Source organism: Streptomyces sp. NPDC001920 (assembly GCF_053594495.1).
Genome location: NZ_JBSFEP010000017.1, coordinates 20,822 through 39,360 on the forward strand (window position 1 = coordinate 20,822; position 18,539 = coordinate 39,360).

General features: G+C 71.5%; 17 protein-coding genes. 11 read left to right on the plus strand and 6 right to left on the minus strand.

Annotated elements, in window-relative coordinates; genetic code table 11:
* The first annotated feature begins 25 nt into the window (after positions 1–25).
* Together ACWCPI_RS27330 and ACWCPI_RS27335 are read left to right on the plus strand one after the other, a co-directional pair.
* Positions 26–1,243 carry an alpha/beta hydrolase gene (locus tag ACWCPI_RS27330; protein WP_451040626.1) on the plus strand — a complete coding sequence of 406 codons (1,218 nt, stop codon included), beginning with the start codon at positions 26–28 and terminating at the stop codon, positions 1,241–1,243.
* 57 nt (positions 1,244–1,300) lie between these two features.
* Entirely contained in the window at positions 1,301–2,161 is an 861-nt protein-coding gene (locus tag ACWCPI_RS27335) for a DUF4429 domain-containing protein (RefSeq protein ID WP_451040755.1), read from the plus strand.
* 17 nt (positions 2,162–2,178) lie between these two features.
* On the opposite strand, the gene ACWCPI_RS27340 is transcribed toward ACWCPI_RS27335, so the two are convergent.
* Together ACWCPI_RS27340 and ACWCPI_RS27345 are read right to left on the minus strand one after the other, a co-directional pair.
* Positions 2,179–3,192, minus strand: coding sequence for an aldo/keto reductase (locus tag ACWCPI_RS27340; protein ID WP_451040627.1), 1,014 nt, complete (start codon positions 3,190–3,192; stop codon positions 2,179–2,181).
* Positions 3,189–3,662, minus strand: a complete 474-nt coding sequence (locus ACWCPI_RS27345) for a MerR family transcriptional regulator (RefSeq protein ID WP_451040628.1) — start codon at positions 3,660–3,662, stop codon at positions 3,189–3,191. Before ACWCPI_RS27345 ends, ACWCPI_RS27340 begins: the two co-directional genes overlap by 4 nt.
* Before the next feature lie 98 nt (positions 3,663–3,760).
* Between ACWCPI_RS27345 and ACWCPI_RS27350 the strand changes: the two genes are divergently transcribed.
* A complete protein-coding gene (locus ACWCPI_RS27350) occupies positions 3,761–4,231 on the plus strand; it encodes a GNAT family N-acetyltransferase (RefSeq protein WP_451040629.1) in 471 nt (156 codons plus the stop codon).
* A gap of 19 nt (positions 4,232–4,250) precedes the next feature.
* The gene (locus tag ACWCPI_RS27355; RefSeq protein WP_451040630.1) at positions 4,251–5,072 is read left to right on the plus strand and encodes a serine hydrolase domain-containing protein; all 822 of its coding nucleotides are present in this window, start codon (positions 4,251–4,253) and stop codon (positions 5,070–5,072) included.
* On the opposite strand, the gene ACWCPI_RS27360 is transcribed toward ACWCPI_RS27355, so the two are convergent.
* Both ACWCPI_RS27360 and ACWCPI_RS27365 read right to left on the minus strand, forming a co-directional pair.
* Complete coding sequence (locus ACWCPI_RS27360) at positions 5,038–7,290, minus strand: MMPL family transporter (protein ID WP_451040631.1); 2,253 nt, start codon at positions 7,288–7,290, stop codon at positions 5,038–5,040. The two genes, ACWCPI_RS27355 and ACWCPI_RS27360, sit on opposite strands and share 35 nt — an antisense overlap.
* 167 nt (positions 7,291–7,457) lie before the next feature.
* Positions 7,458–8,111, minus strand: coding sequence for a pirin family protein (locus tag ACWCPI_RS27365; RefSeq protein ID WP_451040756.1), 654 nt, complete (start codon positions 8,109–8,111; stop codon positions 7,458–7,460).
* An 85-nt stretch (positions 8,112–8,196) separates the two neighbouring features.
* Here ACWCPI_RS27365 and fasR point away from each other — a divergent pair, with 85 nt between their 5' ends.
* From fasR to fabF, 5 genes are all read left to right on the plus strand, one after another.
* Positions 8,197–9,402, plus strand: a complete 1,206-nt coding sequence (gene fasR / locus ACWCPI_RS27370) for a fatty acid biosynthesis transcriptional regulator FasR (protein WP_451040632.1) — start codon at positions 8,197–8,199, stop codon at positions 9,400–9,402.
* Positions 9,403–9,491: 89 nt separating this feature from the next.
* Positions 9,492–10,403, plus strand: coding sequence for an ACP S-malonyltransferase (locus ACWCPI_RS27375; RefSeq protein ID WP_451040633.1), 912 nt, complete (start codon positions 9,492–9,494; stop codon positions 10,401–10,403).
* 15 nt (positions 10,404–10,418) lie between these two features.
* On the plus strand, positions 10,419–11,420 hold the full coding sequence (locus ACWCPI_RS27380) for a beta-ketoacyl-ACP synthase 3 (RefSeq protein ID WP_451040634.1): 1,002 nt from the start codon (positions 10,419–10,421) through the stop codon (positions 11,418–11,420).
* A 112-nt stretch (positions 11,421–11,532) separates the two neighbouring features.
* Positions 11,533–11,781, plus strand: coding sequence for an acyl carrier protein (locus ACWCPI_RS27385; protein WP_004001566.1), 249 nt, complete (start codon positions 11,533–11,535; stop codon positions 11,779–11,781).
* Between the two features lie 86 nt (positions 11,782–11,867).
* A complete protein-coding gene (gene fabF / locus ACWCPI_RS27390; RefSeq protein WP_451040635.1) occupies positions 11,868–13,139 on the plus strand; it encodes a beta-ketoacyl-ACP synthase II in 1,272 nt (423 codons plus the stop codon).
* A 79-nt stretch (positions 13,140–13,218) separates the two neighbouring features.
* Here the strand turns inward: fabF and ACWCPI_RS27395 are convergent, their stop codons facing one another.
* Positions 13,219–13,713 carry a DUF3145 domain-containing protein gene (locus ACWCPI_RS27395; protein ID WP_388798605.1) on the minus strand — a complete coding sequence of 165 codons (495 nt, stop codon included), beginning with the start codon at positions 13,711–13,713 and terminating at the stop codon, positions 13,219–13,221.
* Between the two features lie 255 nt (positions 13,714–13,968).
* Between ACWCPI_RS27395 and ACWCPI_RS27400 the strand changes: the two genes are divergently transcribed.
* Both ACWCPI_RS27400 and ACWCPI_RS27405 read left to right on the plus strand, forming a co-directional pair.
* On the plus strand, positions 13,969–14,853 hold the full coding sequence (locus tag ACWCPI_RS27400) for an SGNH/GDSL hydrolase family protein (protein ID WP_451040636.1): 885 nt from the start codon (positions 13,969–13,971) through the stop codon (positions 14,851–14,853).
* A gap of 10 nt (positions 14,854–14,863) precedes the next feature.
* Positions 14,864–15,841, plus strand: coding sequence for an aldose epimerase family protein (locus ACWCPI_RS27405; protein ID WP_451040637.1), 978 nt, complete (start codon positions 14,864–14,866; stop codon positions 15,839–15,841).
* Positions 15,842–15,917: 76 nt separating this feature from the next.
* Here ACWCPI_RS27405 and ACWCPI_RS27410 read toward each other — a convergent pair whose 3' ends face one another.
* Complete coding sequence (locus ACWCPI_RS27410) at positions 15,918–18,359, minus strand: beta-glucosidase H (protein ID WP_451040638.1); 2,442 nt, start codon at positions 18,357–18,359, stop codon at positions 15,918–15,920.
* Positions 18,360–18,539 lie beyond the last annotated feature (180 nt).

Consider the following 18,539-nt stretch of genomic DNA (forward strand, 5'->3'; position numbering starts at 1 on the left):
CTCGTTCTCCTAGTGTGTCCTTTCAGTGACTTCCTTCGACACGTCCCCGCCACTGAACGTCTGGCGCGCTCTGCTCGCGCTGGCCGTCGTGTTCGTGATGCTGGCGACCACCGGCTGGACCGCCCTGCGCACCCACCGGAGCCCGGCACCGCTCCAGGCCTCGCTCAGCGCCTGGGAGCAGGGCAGCGTCGCCGGGCAGCAACTGCCGGCCGCGAACTCCTCCCCCGCTCGGCTCACCCGTTTCTTCGGCTCGCTCACCGAACGGCAGCGCGCCGACCTCGCCCACCGCTATCCGCTCGCGGTCGGCAACATGAACGGCGCCCCGGTCGAGCTGCGCTACCGCGCCAACCGCATCGCGCTCCGCGAGGCACGCGACGTCGAGCGCAAACGCATGCACGACGACGGGCTCACACCCGACGGACAGCGCGAGGCGGGCCGCCGTATGCACCGCTTCGAGTCGATGATGCGGGCGGACCGGCACATCCTCGCGTTCGACCCGGAGGGCGCGGGGCGGGCCGCGGAGGTCTTCGGCGACCTGGACGAGGCCGAGCGGATCTCGGTCGTCGTCCCCGGTGTCGACACCGACCTGCTGACCTTCCAGCGCACCAGCCGCAAGTACTCCGCGCCGGTCGGCATGGCGCAGTCGCTGTACGCCGCCGAGCGCGAGGCCCGGCCCTCGACGCGTACGGCCGTGATCGCCTGGGCCGACTACACCTCGCCGAGCGGACTCGGCATCGACTCCGCGACCGCGATGCGCGCGCAGTCCGGGGCCGTGCGCCTGAACGCGCTGGTGCGGGCGCTGCCCGGCAGCTCGCCCGTCTCCCTCTTCTGCCACAGCTACGGCTCCGTGCTGTGCGGGCTGGCCGCGCCCGTACTGCCGGGCCGGGTGGCCGACATAGCGGTGGCCGGCAGCCCCGGCATGCGGGTCGCCAAGGCCTCCCAGCTGCGCACCTCGGCGCATGTGTGGGCGATGCGGGACGCCGACGACTGGGTGCAGGACGTGCCGTATCTGGAGCTCGGCGGCCTGGGGCACGGCGAGGACCCGGTGTCGGCGGTGTTCGGGGCACGGGTGCTGTCGGCGCGGGACGCCAAGGGACACGGCGGCTACTTCGAGCCCGGCACGGACAGTGTGGCGAACTTCGCCGGGATCGGGGTCGGTGCGTACGAGTCGGTGCGGTGCGCCGACGATGCCGGGGTCTGTCGGGACGGTTTGTCCGACACGGCGTCGGCCGGACGCGCGTAGAGGCGCAGGATCCGCGGTCTGCGCGGGGTGGCGACGGAGGGGCACGTGCCGCATACGATGAGCCGCATGGGTGACGTACTGGCCGGATTTCATGCCGCCTGGGAGTTCGAGTCCGACTCCGTGCTCATCCGTTACGAACGGGGGATTCGAACACCCAAGCTGTTCCAGGCGCTTACGGAGAGACGCGTTCCGCTTGAGGCGATCGCCGGGGTGACACTGACGCCCGGCAAGCGCGGGACCGTGGCGCTGCGCATCGAGCCGCGGCCCGGCGCCGATCCGCTGTCGGAGGCGGCCGCGGGGCAGTTGAAGGAAGGCTGCGATCCGTATCGACTGGTGCTGCCGGCCGACAAGGAGACGCTGGCCGAGTACTACGCCGACGAGCTGCGCGCGCAGTTGACCCGGTCCGGACCGGCGGACGAGTTCCTGGTGGCCGCACCCGACGTACCGCTGTCGTTCAAGGCGTACGACGGGAAGGCGTCCTTCGACGGTGAGACGGTGCGCTTCAGATGGTTCTGGACGGGCGCGTCGTCGGCCAAGTGGAAGGCGGGGGACCAGAGCTTCTCCGTCGGCGAGTTGAGCGACGTGGAGTGGCGGTCGCCCGAGATCTTCGACGGGCACCTGCGGTTGCTTCCCCGGGACTCCGCCGACGACCGGCCCGCGCAGGCCGACCAGGATCCGGCGGCCGTCGTGTTCGGGCTGGGATACGGGCCCGTACACGAGTCGTTGCCGTTCGCCGCGGCCGTGCTGGCGGCGGTCCGCAGGAGCGGACCGGTCGCCGCGGTGCCTGCGGCGGCACCGCGGCGCGACCCGGCCGACATCGCCGAGCGCATCCGCCACCTGGGCGAACTGCACCGGGCAGGGCTGGTGACGGACGAGGAGTTCTCGGTGAAGAAGGCCGAGCTGCTGGCGGAGTTGTAGGCGGGCCCGGAGGGCGGCTACTCCCTGCCCGCGGAGGCGAACCGCATGTCCGCGTACCTGTCGCCCGCGACCTTCGAGGCGATCGGCTCCAGCGCGGCCAGGTCCTCCTCGGTCAGCACGATCCGTGTCGCGCCCACGTTCTCCTCCACCCGGGTGGGCTTACGGGTGCCGGGGATCGGGATCACCGGGAGGTCGTGGACGGACGCCCGCTGCTGGACCCAGGCCAGGGCGATCTGGCCCGGGGTGGCGCGGTGCGCGTCGGCCACCGCGCGGACGACGTCCACGAGTTCGGCGTTCGTCGCCGCGTTGTCGCCGGTGAAACGGGGGTGCTGGCGGCGGAAGTCGTCGCTCGTCAGGTCCTCGGCCCTGGCGAAGGAGCCGGTCAAGAAGCCCCGGCCGAGCGGGGAGTACGGCACCAGGGCCACACCCAGGTCACGGGCCGCGGGCACCACCTTCGGCTCGATGTCCCTGCTGAACAGGGACCACTCGGACTGGACCGCCGCGATGGGGTGGACGGCGTGCGCGGCACGCAGTTCGTCCGCCGTCACCTCGCTCAGGCCCAGGTGCTTGACCTTGCCCTCGCGGACCAGGTCCGCCATCGTGGCGACGGTCTCCTCGATGGGGACGCGCACGTCCCGGCGGTGCATGTAGTAGAGGTCGATGACGTCGACGTCCAGGCGGCGCAGGCTCGCCTCGACGGCCTGGCGTATGTACGGCGCGTCGTTGCGGATGACCCGGCGCGTCGGGTCGTCCGGCGGGATCGACAGGGCGAACTTGGTGGCGATGACGACCTCGTCGCGGTGGGCCTTGAGGAACGGGGCGAGGAACTTCTCGTTCTCGCCCGCGCCGTACGCGTCCGCCGTGTCGTACAACGTGACGCCCAGCTCCAGCGCCCGCTCCAGGGTCGCCCTGGACTCGCCCGCGTCCGAGGGACCGTAGGCGAAGCTCATGCCCATGCAGCCGAGGCCCTGGAGGCCGACCTCGGGCCCGTTCGCGCCCAGTCGTGCCGTTGCGATCCGGTTGTCGGTCATCCAGCCTGCTCCGTCTTCTTCTGTTCGTACAGACGCCCGGCGTCCGCGTAGAAACTGATCTTGCGGTCGAGTACCGCGACCGTGTCCTGCAGTTCGGCGATCCGGGCGAGGACGTCGCGGCGGGTCGACTCCAGCAGCTCGAAGCGCTCGCCGAAGGTGTGGTCGCCCTCGCGCACCAGCTCGGCGTACCGCACCATGTCGGCGACCGGCATGCCGGTCAGCCGCAGCTTCCCGACGAGGTCGAGCCAGTCCAGGTCGCGGTTGCTGTAGCGGCGCTGGCCCGTGTGGGAGCGGCCGATGTGCGGCATCAGGCCGATCCGCTCGTACCAGCGCAGGGTGTGGGCCGTCAGGCCGGTGAAGGCGACGACCTCGCTGATCGTGTAGTTGTCCTGGCCTTCCGGCCGTCGGTGCGGGTGCGGCGGGGCGGCGCAGCTGTCGGTCCTGGTACTCGTGGTCTCCATCACCGTCATGCGCTCCACGCTATGGCCTTGGAGTGCGCTCCAAGCAAGCGGAAACGGTAAGAAAAGCACGGGACATGGCCCGATCGTCGCCGCTAGCGTGCGGGGCCATGAGTCTCGTACGCCGTGCCACGCCCGAGGACGCGCGGGAAGTGCTGCGCCTGCGTCAGGTGATGATCGACTCGATGGCCTCGGCGGCCGGTCCCAGTGAGTGGCAGGCTGAGTCCCTGCCGACCCTGCGGGAAGCACTGGCCGAGCCGGACGGGGACTTCGCGGCGTTCGTCGTCGACCATCCGCAGCGCCCGGGTGCCCTGGCGGCGGTGGTGGTGGGGACCCTGGACTACCGGATCGGACGGGCCGGCAACCCGCACGGACTGGTCGGGTACGTCTTCAGCGTCGCCACCGACCCGGACGCGCGGCGCCGCGGGTACGCGCGCGCGTGCATGGCGGAACTGCTGGCCTGGTTCCGCGAGCGGGGCGCCGGGCACGTCATGCTCACCGCGTCCGCCGACGCCGAGTCCCTGTACAAGTCGCTCGGCTTCACCCGTGACAACGACCCCTCGATGCGGCTGCACCTGTGAGCGGCTTAGGCTCACAGGCATGTCCTTGCAGAGCCTCGCACTGATCGAGAACTGGCCCGTCCCCACCGCCGCCGCGGGTGTCGTGCGGGCGGACGGCACGGTCCTCGGCACGCACGGTCCCGTCGGTCACCGCTTCCCCCTCGCCTCGGTCACCAAGCCGCTGGCCGCCTACGCGGTGCTCGTCGCCTACGAGGAGGGCGCCGTCGAGCTGGACGAGCCGGCCGGGCCGCAGGGCTCGACCGTCCGGCACCTGCTCGCGCACACCTCCGGGCTGGCCTTCGACGAGCACCGGGTGACGGCGGCGCCCGGTGAGCGGCGGCTGTACTCCAACGCCGGGTTCGAGCAGCTCGGCGACCATGTCGCCAAGGCGACGGACATCCCGTTCGGGGAGTACCTGCGGCAGGCCGTGCTGGAGCCGCTGGGCATGACGGCCACCTCGCTGGAGGGATCCCCGGCGAAGGACGCGGTGTCGACGGTCGAGGACCTGCTGCGGTTCGCGGCCGAGGTGCAGGCCCCGCGCCTGCTGGACCCGCGGACCGTCGCCGAGGCGATGACCGTGCAGTACCCGGGCACCAAGGGCGTACTGCCGGGGTACGGGCACCAGAACCCGAACGACTGGGGGCTCGGTTTCGAGATCCGCAACGGCAAGGCCCCGCACTGGACGGGCTCGTCGTCCTCGCCGCGCACCTTCGGGCATTTCGGGCAGTCAGGTACGTTTTTGTGGATCGACCCGGATGCGGGGGCGGCCTGCGTCGCGCTGACGGACCGGGCGTTCGGGCCGTGGGCGATCGAGGCGTGGCCACCCTTCACGGACGCGGTACTGGCGGAGCCGAAGCCGTAGCCTTCAGGCTCTCGCCCTCTCCCTCGGCGTCGATGTGAGGCATGATCCGGTCCAGCCACCGGGGTGCCCACCAGGCGTGCCGGCCCAGCAGCGTCATCACGGCGGGCACCATGAGCAGGCGCACCACGGTGGCGTCGACGAGCACACTGACGGCGAGGCCCAGGCCCAGCATCTTGACCACGATGTTGTCGCTGATGATGAAGGCCGCGAACACGCTCACCATGATCAGTGCCGCGCAGGTGATCACCCGCGCGGTGATCTCCAGGGCGTGGGCGACCGCGGCCTTGGCGTCCCCGGTGCGCAGCCAGGCCTCGTGCACCCGGGACAGCAGGAAGATCTCGTAGTCCATGCTCAGCCCGAAGATGATGGCGAACATCATCATCGGCACATAGCTCTCGATGGGCACCTTGCCGCTGACGCCGAGCGCGGGGCCGCCCCACCCCCACTGGAAGACGGCGACGACGACGCCGTACGAGGCCGCGATCGACAGCACGTTGAGGACGGCCGCCTTGAGGGCGACGAGCAGGCCGCGGAAGACCGCCAGGATGATCAGGAAGGCCAGGGCGACGACGACACAGATGATCAGCGGCAGTCGGCTCGACACGATGTCGCGGAAGTCGATCTGGGCGGCCGTCGTCCCGGTGACGTAACCCTTGGCGTCGGTGCCGGAGAGCGCGTCGGGCAGGGTGTCGTCGACGAGCCGGTTCGTGAGGTCGGTGGTGTCCGCGCTCTGCGGGCGCTGCGCCGGGTAGACGGTGCCGACCAGCACGTCCCCGTCCTGGGTGGGCGACAGCGGGGTGACGAACGACGTTCCGGACGCGCTGTTCAGGGCCTGCTGGGCCTTGGACGACACGTCCGAGCGCTGTGACTGCGGTACGGAGCTCTGGTCGACGACCACGGTGAGCGGCCCGTTGGATCCGGGGCCGAACGCGTCGCTCATGAGGTCGTAGGCCCGCCGGTCGGTGAAGGACGTCGGGTCGGCGCCGTCGTCGATGTGGCCGAGCTGGATCGAGAACACGGGGATGGCCAGCACCGCGACGGTGACGAGGCCCGCGGCGAGGTACCGCAGCGGATGGCGCTCGACGCGCTGGGCGTAGCGATGCCAGGTGCCCGTGGGTTGCGTGCCCGGTTCGGCGTCGGTCTCGGCGACCGGGCGGCGCAGGTGGTAGCGGTCGAGGCGGTGGCCGATCAGCCCGAGCATGGCGGGGACCAGGGTCAGCGCGCCGAGGACGGCCGAGACCACGGTGACGGCCGCGGCGACACCGAGTTTGCCGATGAAGCTCACGCCCGACACCCACAGTCCCATCAGGGCGACGATCACCGTCGTACCGGAGACGAGCACGGCGCGTCCGCTGGTGGCGGCGGCGTGGCCGGCGGCGCGCACCGGGTCCGCGCCGTTCATGAGGTTCTGCCGGTGCCGGGTGATCAGGAAGAGGGCGTAGTCGATGCCGACGCCGATGCCGATCATCGTGGCGAGGGTGGGCGAGACGGTGGCGAAGACGAACGCCGAGGCGAGCAGCCCCAGACAGGCCAGCCCCCCGACCACCGCGATCAGCGCGGTGACCAGTGGCAGTACGGCGGCGATCACACTGCCGAAGCCGATGAGCAGGACGACGACGGCGACCGCGAAGCCGATCAGCTCGCTCACCCGGTCGTCGGCTTCGGGCCGGGCCAGCTCGCCGAGCGATCCGCCGTACTCGACGTCCGCGCCGGCGTCCCGCAGCGGCTGCACGGCGTCGTCCACCCCGTCGAGGTAGCCGTCGCCCAGGAGGGAGGGCTGCTTGTCGAAGCGGACGGTGAGGTAGGCGGTCCGGCCGTCGGAGGACACCGGCCCCGCCTTCGTGGAGGTGGCGTCCAGCGGGTTCTGCACGGACAGGACGTCCGGCAGCTTCCGGAGGTCGGCGACGGTGGTGTCGAGCTGCGACGACAGGGAGGTCAGTGCCTTGTCGTCGTGCACGACGATCGGGCTGCTGTAGCCCCCGGCCTGCGGATCATGGGCCTGGAGGATGTCCAGGCCCTCCTGGGACTGCACGTCGGACAGGGTGAAGTCGTCGGAGTACTCCCCGCCGTAGAGGTGGTTCAGGGTCTGCAGCCCGCCCAGGGCCACGAGCCACGCGATGATCACGATCACGAAGTGGCGGGCGCAGCCCTCACCGAGCCGTTGCAGCACCCCCTTGGGAGCGCGCTCCCGTTTCCCCGTGGCTGTGCGTCTGGCCATGGCCTCGGCTCTCTCCGCCGGTCGGCACCGGGCAAGCGTCGGAACCTCCGCTGGACACCTCCATTGGACGCCTCCTGAATCACTCCGGCATCTCGGGCCACACCGCTGGGCCTGCCGTTCGGAGCAGCAGCAGGGTGGGGCCGCCCAGGCGGCAGGCGTCGTCGGGCCTAGCCGGCCATCTCCCACATCAGCACTTCCGCCGCCTTCACCCCGGTCACCTCCACGCCCTCGGCCCCGGTGATGCGCGCCGCGTCCCCGGCCCCCAACTCGGCGCCTACCAGGCGGACTTCACCCCGCACGACATGGAGGTAGACGTACGGCGCGTCCGGTACCGCCGTCCGCTCCCCCACCCCGAGCCGGCGCACATGGAGCAGCGCGCCCGCCTCCGGGACGGCGTACGGCGTCGAGTCCGCGATGCCGTGGACGATCTCGTACGACGGGTCGCCGCCCGGCGTCAGCGGGGCCAGCCAGGTCTGGACGAAGGTCAGGGGCGTGCCGGCGTCGTTGCGCTCCACGTGCCGTACACCGCCCGCCGAGCTCAGCCGCTGCACGTCCCCGGCGCGCACCCGGGTCTCGTGGCCCGTGGAGTCGCGGTGGGTCAGCTCGCCCTCGACGACCCACGTCACGATCTCGGTGTGGCTGTGCGGGTGCTCGTCGAAGCCGGCGCCGGGTGCGAGCCGCTCCTCGTTGCAGGCGATCATCGCGCCGAAGCGGAGGTTGTCGGGGTCGTAGTGCGGGCCGAAGGAGAAGGCGTGGCGTGACTCGATGCCCGCTGCCGGATCCCCTCCGGGATAGCGCTCCGCGGCGCGCCGTACGTCCATCACGGGCACCACCGTAGACCCACCTGCGAGCTCACCGGCGACCCTCCGGCACGCGCTCTGGTCCGGATAAGGCAGTCTTGTCCCCGTGCCCGAACCCGAAGCCCGCAAGTCCCAAGCCGCCGCGCACGACGTCCACGCCCATGCCGCGACCCTGAGGCGGCTGGAGAAATCCTCAGGTTCTCTCGCCGCGCAGGCCATCGCGCGGATGGACGAGACGCTGCCGTGGTACCGGGCCATGCCACCGGAGAACCGTTCCTGGATCGGTCTCGTCGCCCAGGCCGGTATCGCCGCCTTCACCGAGTGGTTCCGGCATCCCGACGCGCCCCAGGCGATCTCCACCGATGTGTTCGGGACCGCGCCGCGCGAGCTGACCCGCGCGATCACACTGCGGCAGACCGTCGAGATGGTGCGCACGACCATCGAGGTCATGGAGTCGGCCATCGACGAGGTCGCCGCTCCCGGGGACGAGAGCGTGCTGCGCGAGGCGCTGCTCGTCTACGCCCGTGAGATCGCCTTCGCCACCGCCCAGGTCTACGCGCAGGCGGCCGAGGCACGCGGTGCCTGGGACGCGCGGCTGGAGTCACTGGTGGTCAACGCCGTGCTCAGCGGGGAGGCCGACGAGGGGGCCGTGTCGCGGGCCGCCGCCCTCGGCTGGAACTCGCCCGAGCATGTGTGCGTCGTGCTGGGGACCGCGCCCGACGGGGACAGCGAGCTGACCGTCGAGGCCATCCGGCGGGCCGCCCGGCACGCCAAGCTGCAGGTGCTCACGGGGGTGCTCGGGGACCGGCTCGTCGTGATCGCGGGGGGCAGCGACAACCCGCTCGCGGTCGCCAAGTCGCTGATCGGGCCGTTCGCCGCCGGGCCCGTCGTCGCCGGACCGATCGTGCCCGACCTGCTGGCCGCGACCAGGTCCGCGCAGGCCGCGGCGGCCGGTCTGAAGGCGTGTTCCGCCTGGCAGGACGCCCCGCGGCCGGTGCTCGCGGACGATCTGCTCCCGGAGCGCGCGATCGCGGGAGATCCCAGCGCGCGCGAGCAGTTGGTGGAGGAGATCTACAGACCGCTGGAGGAGGCGGGGTCCGCTCTCCTGGAGACGCTCTCGGTCTATCTCGAACAGGCGAGCAGTCTGGAGGGGGCCGCGCGGATGCTGTTCGTTCATCCCAACACCGTGCGCTACCGGCTTCGACGTGTGACTGACGTCACCGGCTGGTCGCCTTCCGATGTACGCTCCGCGTTCACCCTGCGAATCGCCCTGATCCTGGGGCGTCTGGTCGACGGGGATCTTCAGCTCTAGGCTTTTGTCGGGGATCCACAAAACCCCTTCGTGTTCTTCGTCCTTGTCCTCACGGGCGGCGTCGGCCGTCCCCAAGAGAGAGTGTGAGAGTGCTCGTACTCGTCGCTCCCGGCCAGGGCGCCCAGACGCCCGGCTTCCTGACTCCCTGGCTCGAACTGCCCGGTGCCGCCGACCGTGTCGCCGCCTGGTCGGAGGCCATCGGACTCGACCTCGCCCATTACGGCACCCAGGCCGAGGCGGACGCCATCCGGGACACCTCCGTGGCGCAGCCGCTGCTCGTGGCGGCCGGCCTCCTGTCCGCCGCGGCACTGGGTGACACCTCGCCCGGCGCCGTCGCGGGCCACAGCGTCGGTGAGATCACCGCGGCCGCCTTCGCGGGCGTCCTCGACGACACCGCCGCGCTGACCCTCGTCCGCAGGCGTGGCCTGGCCATGGCCGAGGCCGCCGCGATCACCGAGACCGGTATGTCGGCGCTGCTCGGCGGCGACCCGGAGACCTCCGTGGCGCACCTGGAGAAGCTCGGCCTGACCCCGGCGAACATCAACGGCGCCGGTCAGATCGTGGCGGCGGGAACGCTGGAGCAGCTCGCCGCGTTGAACGAGGACAAGCCCGAGGGTGTGCGCAAGGTCGTCCCGCTGAAGGTCGCGGGCGCGTTCCACACGCACCACATGGGCCCCGCGGTGGAGAAGCTGGCCGAGGCCGCCAAGGAGCTCGTGCCCGCCGACCCGAAGGCCACCTACGTCTCCAACAAGGACGGCCGGGCGGTCGCCACCGGCACCGAGGTGCTGGAGCGCCTCGTCGGGCAGGTCGCCAACCCGGTCCGCTGGGACCTGTGCATGGAGACCTTCAAGGAGCTCGGCGTCACGGCCCTGATCGAGGTGTGCCCGGGCGGCACGCTGACCGGTCTGGCCAAGCGCGCGCTGCCGGGAGTGAAGACCCTGGCGCTGAAGACCCCCGACGACCTGGACGCTGCTCGCGAGCTCATCGCAGAGCACGCCTGACAAGGAGCCCGGAGCATGGCGAAGCTGAAGCCCAGCAAGGGCGCCCCGTACGCGCGCATCCTCGGTGTCGGCGGCTACCGTCCGACGCGGATCGTGCCGAACGAGGTGATCCTGGAGAAGATCGACTCGTCCGACGAGTGGATCCGTTCGCGCTCCGGCATCGAGACGCGGCACTGGGCGAACGACGAGGAGACCGTCGCCGCGATGTCGATCGAGGCGTCCGGCAAGGCGATCGCCGACGCCGGGATCTCCGCCGAGCAGATCGGCGGCGTGATCGTCTCGACCGTCTCGCACTTCAAGCAGACCCCGGCCGTCGCCACCGAGATCGCCGACAAGCTCGGCACCAAGAAGGCCGCCGCCTTCGACATCTCGGCCGGCTGCGCGGGCTTCGGCTACGGTCTGACTCTCGCCAAGGGCATGATCGTCGAGGGGTCCGCCGAGTACGTCCTCGTCATCGGCGTCGAGCGGCTGAGCGACCTCACCGACCTGGAGGACCGGGCGACGGCCTTCCTGTTCGGCGACGGCGCCGGCGCGGTCGTCGTGGGCCCGGCCCAGGAGCCGGCGATCGGCCCCACCGTCTGGGGCTCCGAGGGCGACAAGTCCGAGACGATCAAGCAGACCGTGCCGTGGACGGACTACCGCTCCGGCGAGGTCGAGAAGTTCCCTGCGATCACGCAGGAGGGCCAGGCGGTGTTCCGCTGGGCCGTGTTCGAGATGGCGAAGGTCGCCCAGCAGGCGCTGGACGCGGCCGGGATCACCTCGGACGAACTCGACGTCTTCATTCCGCACCAGGCCAACGAGCGGATCATCGACTCGATGGTGAAGACTCTCAAACTGCCGGAGCACGTCACGGTCGCCCGCGACGTGCGCACCACCGGCAACACCTCGGCCGCCTCGATCCCGCTCGCGATGGAGCGGCTCCTGGCGACCGGCGAGGCGAAGAGCGGCGACACCGCGCTCGTCATCGGATTCGGGGCGGGTCTCGTTTACGCCGCCACGGTCGTTACTCTCCCCTAGGCACTCCGTGCCGGATCCTCGTGATCCGGCACGGGAACAGCACCACCCGCCGCTGCCGCGGCGGGCGCCGTAACTGCCTGAACAACCTGAACAACTACGAAGGAGCGCCAAGATGGCCGCCACTCAGGAAGAGATCGTCGCCGGTCTCGCCGACATCGTGAACGAGATCGCCGGCATCCCGGTTGAGGACGTCCAGCTGGACAAGTCCTTCACCGACGACCTGGACGTCGACTCGCTGTCCATGGTCGAGGTCGTCGTCGCCGCCGAGGAGCGCTTCGACGTCAAGATCCCCGACGAGGACGTCAAGAACCTCAAGACCGTCGGCGACGCGACCGACTACATCCTCAAGCACCAGGGCTGATCCCCCCGATCAGGCCCCAGGGCTGAACTGCCCCGCCACCCGGCGGTGGCGCCGCTGAATCCCCATTCCTTGGAGAAAGAATTCCCGTGAGCTCGACCAATCGCACCGTGGTCGTCACCGGTATCGGCGCAACCACACCGCTGGGTGGCGACGCAGCCTCTACCTGGGAGGGCCTGATCGCCGGCAAGTCCGGCGTCAAGCCCCTGGAGCAGGAGTGGGCCGCCGAGCAGGCGGTCCGTATCGCCGCGCCGGTCGCCGTGGAGCCGACCGAGGTCATCCCGCGGCCGCAGGCCCGCCGCCTGGACCGCTCGGCGCAGTTCGCGCTGATCGCCGCGCAGGAGGCCTGGAAGGACGCCGGGTTCGAGGCGAAGGCCGGTGAGGACTCCAGCGTCGACCCGGACCGCCTCGGCGCGGTCATCGCCTCCGGCATCGGTGGCGTGACGACGCTCCTCGACCAGTACGACGTGCTCAAGGAGAAGGGCGTCCGCCGCGTCTCCCCGCACACCGTCCCCATGCTGATGCCGAACAGCCCCTCGGCGAACGTCGGTCTGGCCGTGGGCGCCCGCGCGGGCGTGCACACCCCGGTCTCCGCGTGCGCGTCGGGTGCCGAGGCCATCGGCTACGCCATCGAGATGATCCGCACGGGCCGCGCCGACATCGTGGTCGCGGGTGGCACGGAGGCGGCGATCCACCCGCTGCCGATCGCCGCGTTCGGCAACATGATGGCGATGTCCAAGAACAACGACGACCCGCAGGGTGCCTCGCGTCCCTACGACGTCGCCCGCGACGGCTTCGTCCTCGGTGAGGGCGCCGGCGTGATCGTCCTGGAGTCCGCCGAGCACGCCGCCAAGCGCGGGGCCCGGGTGTACGCCGAGGCGGTCGGGCAGGGCATCTCCGCCGACGCCCACGACATCGTGCAGCCGGAGCCCGAGGGCCGCGGCATCTCGCACGCCCTGCAGAACCTGCTGGACCGCACCGACCTGGACCCGGCGGAGATCGTGCACGTCAACGCGCACGCGACGTCGACGCCGGCCGGTGACATCGCCGAACTGAAGGCGCTGCGCAAGGTGTTCGGTGACGACGCCGACCACATGGCCGTGTCGGCCACCAAGTCGATGACGGGGCACCTGCTCGGTGGTGCCGGTGGCGTGGAGACGGTCGCGACCGTGCTCGCCCTGTACCACCGGGTGGCTCCGCCGACGATCAACATCGAGAACCTGGACCCGGAGGCCGAGGCGAACGCCGACGTCGTCCGCGGTGAGGCGCGCAAGCTGCCCGTCGAGGGCCGGATCGCCGCGCTGAACGACTCGTTCGGGTTCGGTGGGCACAACGTGGTCCTGGCGTTCAGGACGATCTGAGCGGCGACCGTCCGTACGTGAAGGGCCCCCACCTTTCGAGGTGGGGGCCCTTCACATGTTCCGATCGTCCGTCCCGGCCTCACACCACCTGGTGCAGCCAGCGCACCGGCGCTCCCTCACCCGCGTACCTGAAGGGCTCCAACTCGTCGTCCCAGGGCTTGCCCAGCAGCTTGGCGATCTCCGCCTCCAGGTCGGTCTCGCCGCGCTGGGAGCGGGTCAGCGCGGCGCGCAGGCGGTCCTCCGGGATGAGGATGTCGCCGTGGATGCCGGTGACCGCGTGGAAGATGCCCAGGTCGGGGGTGCAGCTGTAGCGCTCGCCCTCGGCGGTGGGGCAGGGCTCGGCCGTCACCTCGAAGCGGAGCAGGTGCCAGCCGCGCAGGGCCGAGGCCAGCTTGGACGCCGTGCCCGCCTGGCCCTGCCAGGAGAACTCCGAGCGCCAGGTGCCGGGCGCGGCCGGCTGCCGGATCCAGTCGAGGTTGACGCGCGTGCCGAGCACCCCGGCGACGGCCCATTCGACGTGCGGGCACAGCGCACGCGGCGCGGAGTGCACGTACAGAACTCCACGTGTCGTCACCTGGACCTCCGGGCAGAGCGGACATCTTGCGAACTGGCGGACGATCGTGGCCGGGCAGCCACGTTGATGGCGAGGCTACCGTGCGGCGGCGCAAGGAGTGTGACGTACCGTCGGTCCAGGTGCCGCCAAACGTCCGGCATTCACCCGGCAGGACGCTTGTACGGGTGTGAGCCGTTGCATGAGCCGGGTGGGAACCCTTGTGCGTTGTCATGGGTTGAAGACCATGACAGGGCCGAACGAGGGGATGGACCGGGCATGCGCAAGCGACGGCACGTTTCACGCGCTGTCTTCGCCGCCGTGGCCGCGGCCGTTCTCGGTGTCGCCGGCTGCGACGCGGTCGGGGGCGACTCGCCGGCACCGGCCGGCACCGAGGAGCGGAGCGCGCGGCCGAAGCCGACCCCGGCCTGGGACCGCAGTCCCGACTCGATCGCGGCGGTGGGTGATTCCATCACGACCGGCTTCGACGCCTGTGCGGTCCTCTCGGACTGCCCCGAGGCCTCCTGGGCGACCGGCACCAGTGCCCGGGTCGACAGTCTCGCGGTACGGCTGCTGGGCAGGTCGAAGGCGGCCGAGCGGAGCTGGAACTACGCCGTGACCGGGGCGCGGATGGCGGACGTCGCCGAGCAGATGACCCGGGCGGCGGCGCGCAGGCCGCAGCTGGTGACGGTGATGGCGGGGGCGAACGACGCCTGTCGCGCGACGACCGCCGCGATGACTCCGGTGGCCGACTTCCGGGCGCAGTTCGAGGACGCCATGGCCGCGCTGCGGGACACCGCGCCGCGGGCACAGGTGTTCGTCGCGAGTGTGCCGAACCTGATGCGGCTGTGGGAGCAGGGCCGGTCCAACCCGCTGAGCAAGCGGGTGTGGGGGCTCGGGATCTGCCCGTCGATGCTGAGCGAACCGGAGTCCCTCAGCGCGGCGGCGAACCTGCGACGCGAGACGGTGCAGAAGCGGGTCGAGGCGTACAACACGGTGCTGAAGGAGGTCTGCGCCGAGGACCGCCGGTGCCGGTTCGACGGTGGCGCGGTGCACGACTTCCGCTTCGGCGCCGAGCAGCTGAGCGAGTGGGACTGGTTCCACCCGAGCGTGAACGGTCAGGCGAGGCTGGCGGAGATCGCCTACCGGACGGTCACGAACTAGTGTTCCGCTCATGAGCGAACACTTCGGCACACTTTCCGACGGCACCCCGGTGCACCGCTGGACCCTGGAGCGCTCGGGTGTACAGGTGCGGATCCTGTCGTACGGCGGGATCGTGCAGTCGCTTCAGGTGCCGGACCGCGACGGGCGTACGGCGGACGTGGTGCTGGGGTTCGCCGGCCTGGACGGCTATCTGGACCACCCGGGGCCCTACCTCGGCGCACTCATCGGCCGGTACGCGAACCGGATCGCGGGCGGACGCTTCACGCTGGACGGCGTGCCGTACGCGCTCGCGCCGAACAACCCGCCCAACTCCCTGCACGGCGGCGAGCACGGTTTCGACAAGCGGGTGTGGGAGGGGACGCCGGTCGAGCACGGTGTACGTCTGGACCGGGTCAGCCCGCACGGCGAGGAGGGCTTCCCCGGGCGTCTGGAGGTCTCGGCGACCTACACGCTGGAGGCCGACGGCGCGCTGCGGATCGCGTACGAGGCGGTGACGGACGCGCCCACCGTGGTGAACCTGACCAACCACAGCTACTTCAACCTGGCCGGTGCGGGAGCGGGCGACGCCGGTGGCCACGAACTGCGGCTGGCGGCCTCGCGGTTCACCCCGGTGGACGCCCATCTCATTCCGACGGGTTCGCCGGCCGAGGTCGCGGGCACCCGCTTCGACTTCCGGGCGGCACGGAAGGTGGGGTCCGGGTACGACCACAACTTCGTGCTCGACAAAGGCGTGACGCGGGGAGCGGAGGAAGTGGCCGAGCTGTACGACCCGTCCACGGGACGGGTGCTGACGCTGGCGACCACCGAGCCCGGCCTCCAGCTCTACACGGCCGACCACCTGTCCGCGCCCTTCACCCCGGGCGACGGTATCGCCCTGGAGACCCAGCACTTCCCCGACTCCCCGAACCGGCCGGAGTTCCCGAGCACCGTGCTGCGGCCGGGCGAGGTGTTCCGGTCGGAGACGGTGTACGGGTTCTCGGTGCGCTGACCGGCCCTGGCGGTACGAGCCCCGGCCCAGGTGTCAGGGTCCTGGGCCGGGGCTGTCCCTGGGTACTTCTCCCGGGTCAGACGTTAATGGTCGCCGTCACCCGGCGGTCGGCGATCGAGCGCCCGGCCTGGATCTCGTACGAACCCTTCACAAAGGTCCACCGGTTGGTCCTCTCGTCCCAGATCTCGAAGGCGCGGCGCGGAAGCTCGACGACCGCCTCGACCGTCTCCCCCGGCCCCGCCTGCACACCCGCGAACCCGGCCAGCCACCGTGCCGGGCGGCCGGCGTCCGGCGCGCTCGGGGCCAGGTAGACCTGCACGACCTCACGGCCCGCCCGCTCACCGCGGTTGCGGACGCGTACGGTGACCGTCGAGCCGTCGGCCTCGGCCGACTCGTACGCCCAGTCGGTGTAGCCGAGGCCGTGCCCGAACGGATACGACGGGACGCGGCCCTCCTTCTCCCAGGCGCGGTAGCCGATGAAGACGCCCTCGCGGTAGTGGAGTTCACCGGCCGAGGGCATCACCTGGCTGACGGGGGCGTCGGCCAGCGAGCCCCAGGTCGTGGGCAGGCGGCCGCCCGGCTCGTGCGCTCCGGTGAGGACCTCCGCCAGGGCCGCGCCGCCCTCCTGGCCGGGGAACCAGCTCAGCAGGACCGCGGCGACGTCCTCGCGCCACGGCAGCTCCACCGGGGAACCGGAGTTGACGACCACGACGGTGCGGGGGTTGGCGGCGGCGACGGCGCGGACCAGGTCGTCCTGGCGGCCGGGCAGGGTGAGGTCCCTTCGGTCGAAGCCCTCGGACTCGACGCGCTCGGTCGTGGCGACCACGACGACGGCCGTGTCGGCCTCGCGCGCCGCTTCGACGGCCTCGGCGATCAGGTCGTCTGGGTCGCGGTACGGGTCCTGGTGGGCGAGGGCGAAGATGATCGCCTGCATCGGCACGTCCGCGGGCAGCTCGACGACGTACGTGAGGGAGACCTCGACCGGCTCGCCCGCGGTGAGCACGGCCTCGGCCCGGGGGACGGGCGCGCCGAAGAAGGTGGTGAACGGGTCGTCCTTCGCGGGGTTCTGGACGTCGTCGAAGTACGTCGTGCCGCCGATGGCGAGGGTGAACGAGCCGACGCCCTGGATGCCGAAGGTGTGAAGGCCGCTCTCGCGCGGAGTGAACGTGCCGGTCAGCTCGACGGTGTGCAGCCGCTCGTGGGTGACGCCCTCGGGCAGCGCCGACGGGCCCATCCACTTGAGCTGGCCGCCCGGGGCGGAGTCCGAGCCGAGGACGGTGCCGTCGGCGTCCCGGCAGACGGCCCGCAGCTCGAAGCCGGTGTCGAAGACGGAGAGTTCGGTGTTCGGATCGGCGCCGACGGCGTAGGTGAGCGCGCCCTCGGGGAGGGCGGCGGTGAGACCGTCGAGCGGGGAGACGGTCCGGTCGGGGAAGACGGTGGCGGAGCCGCCGCCGAGGACGCGGGCGTCGCGTGCGGCGGCACCGATGAGCGCGACCCTGCAGTTCGGCCGCAGCGGGAGCGCGCCGCCCTCGTTGCGGACCAGGACGAAGGAGCGGCGGGCGATCTCGCGGGCCAGGCCCGGGCCGTCGACGGTCTCGGGCAGTTCGGTGACGGCCGGCTGCGCGCCCTGAAGGATGCCGACGCGGGCGGCCAGCCGCAGGACGTTGCGTACGGCGTCGTCGACCCTGGCCTCGGCGACCTTCCCGTCCCGGACGGCCTGGGCGAGGGGTTCGCCGTACACCGTCCGCGGGCCCGGCATGGCGATGTCGAGGCCGCCCTCGATGGCGCCGACGGTGGACCGGGCGGCCACCCAGTCGGAGACGTTGCAGCCGTCGAAGCCCCACTCGCCGCGCAGCACCTCGTTCACGAGGTGGTGGTGCTCGGTCATCGTCGTGCCGTTGACCGTGTTGTAGGCGGTCATCACGCCCCACGGGCGGGCTTTGGCGACGATGATCTCGAAGGGTGCCAGATACAGCTCGCGCAGGGCGCGTTGGCCGATCCTGTTGTCGACGGTGAAGCGCTCGGTCTCGGCGTCGTTGGCGACGAAGTGCTTGACGGTGGTGCCGACGCCGCCGGACTGGACGCCGCTGACATAGCCCGCGCCGATCGTGCCCGTCAGGTACGGGTCCTCGCTGTACGCCTCGAAGTGCCGGCCGCCGAGCGGGGAGCGGTGCAGGTTGACGGTGGGCGCGAGGAGCACGTGGACGCCCTTGCGGCGGGCCTCCTGGGCCAGCAGCACCCCTGCTCTGCGGGCGAGCTCCGGGTCCCAGGCGGCGGCCAGGGCGGTGGGTGAGGGCAGCGCGACGGACGGGTCGTCGGCGGTCCAGCGCACGCCCCGGACGCCGATCGGGCCGTCGGACATGACCAGGGACCGCAGGCCGATCCCGGGGAGCGCCGGCAGGGTCCACATGTCCTGGCCGGAGAGCAGCCGTGCCTTCGCGTCGAGGTCGAGCCGGGCGAGCGCCGCCTCGACGACCGCCTCGCGCGCCTGGTCGGCCTGGGTGTGCGTTCCCGCCATGGAGGTGCCTCCTCGTCGGAGTCCGGGCATGTCACAGTTCTTCCTCGGCCGCCGCGGGGGCCGCGAAACCGCGACCGTCGCCCGGGCGGTCCTGGCGGCTGCCACGGAGATCCTCCCCGTCCATGGCGTGGACCACGTCCGTCACGGGATACTTCCGGCGTCCCGCACCACGCTCCCCCA